Annotated in this window: 2 protein-coding genes; both read right to left on the bottom strand. The window is 65.9% G+C overall.

The window, feature by feature from the left end:
• Nucleotides 1-922, bottom strand: a 922-nt coding sequence (locus RMO40_RS07700) for a GTPase (RefSeq protein WP_309718614.1), incomplete at its 3' end; no start/stop codon positions are given.
• Between the two features lie 29 nt (nt 923-951).
• Nucleotides 952-1,779: outer membrane protein assembly factor BamB family protein (locus RMO40_RS07695; protein WP_309718610.1), on the bottom strand; the 828-nt coding region annotated here is incomplete at its 5' end.

The following is a 1,779-nucleotide window of genomic DNA, read 5'->3' as shown; positions in this document are numbered from 1 at the left end:
CCTTGTTGGCAGCGAGGAACACCTTCTTGTTGACCGAGCGCAGGTAGCGCGCGATGTCGTGGTCTTGTGCCGACACACCCGTGCGGATGTCGACCACGAAGATCACCGCATCGGCCTCGGCCACGGCTTGGCGTGTCTGCTTGGCCATTTCCTTGACGATGCCGGTCGAGCTGTCGGGCTCGAAACCTCCGGTGTCGATGACGATGAACTCGCGGTCGCCCAGGCGGCCGTCGCCATAGTGGCGGTCGCGCGTGAGACCAGCGAAGTCGGCCACGATGGCGTCGCGCGTCGTGCCGGGCTGGTCAAAGGCCACCAGACGCTCTTCGCCCAGCCAGGTGTTGATGAGGGTCGACTTGCCCACATTGGGACGGCCGGCCACCGCGAGGCGGATGGGCGCATCTTCTTGCAGGTCTCCGGTCTTTTCGTCGGGCTCGAAGCCTTCGAGCACCGCATCGAGAAGGCTTCGAATGCCCTGCCCGTGTGCCGACGAGATCGGGTGTGGCTCGCCCATGCCCAGCTCGTACAACTCGCCCAGCAACGGCGAGTCGACCATGCCTTCGGCCTTGTTGGCGGCGAGGAACACCTTCTTGTTGACCGAGCGCAGGTAGCGAGCGATGTCGTGGTCTTGCGCGGAGACCCCCGTTCGGATGTCGACCACGAAAATCACCGCATCGGCCTCGGCCACGGCCTGGCGTGTCTGCTTGGCCATTTCCTTGACGATGCCGGTCGAGCTGTCGGGTTCGAAGCCGCCGGTGTCGATGACGATGAACTCGCGGTCAGCCAGTCGGCCGTCTCCGTAGTGACGATCGCGGGTGAGCCCAGCGAAATCAGCCACGATGGCGTCGCGGGTCTTGGTCATGCGGTTGAACAGAGTGGACTTGCCCACGTTGGGGCGGCCGACCACCGCAATCACTGGTTTCATGGCGCGGGTTTCTTGGGAATACGAGTGCGCTATTCAGGTCGGAAGGCGAACAGCCCACCGTCCCGTGTGACGATCAGCAGCGTCAGCCCAGACGCCACCGGCGCCACCTGGATCGGCGTGCCGTCGGTGGGCAGGCGCAAGACCGCTTCACCGGTGTCGCGCGCGAACCAGTGCACCATGCCTTGAAGGTCTCCGAGCACAAACGCCTTGCCCACGGCCAGGGGCGCACTCAGGTTGCGGTACAGCAGTTTCTCGACCGTCCAGGCGACCGTGCCGTCAACGGTGCGCCAACCAGTCAAGCGGTCAGACGCATCGACACCGGCGACCATCTGCGCATCGGCACCTACGCTGTTCACGCCGCCGGCGTTGCGCGTCCACACCACGTTGCCGCGTTCGGCATTCACGCAGGCCACGGCCGACTGGTAGGCGCGCGCGCAGATGAGGTCGCCCATGCGGGCTGCCGGGCCCAGCAGGTCAGCCAATCGCTCGATCTCGTTGGTGCCGCGCGGCGAAGCCAAGGTGGCCTCCCAGCGCAGGGTGCCGCGCAAGGGGTCGAGACCGGCCAGCTTGGGCCCCTGCCCCACGAGCAAGGTGTCTTTGAAAGGTGCGAGCAGGCCCGGGCTGGCCAGCGTGAGGGCATCGTTGGGGCGCTTGTAGGTCCAGAGCTTGCGGCCATCGAGTGCATCGAAGGCATGCACGCTGCGGTCTACAGCCAGCACGAAGACACGTTCGCCAGCGACCAGGGGCGCTGTCACCACCCGCGATGGAAGCTGCTGGCGCCAGAGAGGCTTGCCGCCATCGAGCGTGACGAGTTCGTTGTCGCGCGTCACCACGCTGGCAAAACGGCCGTCGCTGCC

This window comes from Rhizobacter sp., from assembly GCF_031412075.1.
In the GTDB taxonomy this organism is placed as follows: Bacteria; Pseudomonadota; Gammaproteobacteria; order Burkholderiales; family Burkholderiaceae_C; genus Rhizobacter.
The sequence above is the reverse complement of the archived record's forward strand: the minus strand, read 5'-3'. Positions and strand labels throughout refer to the sequence as shown.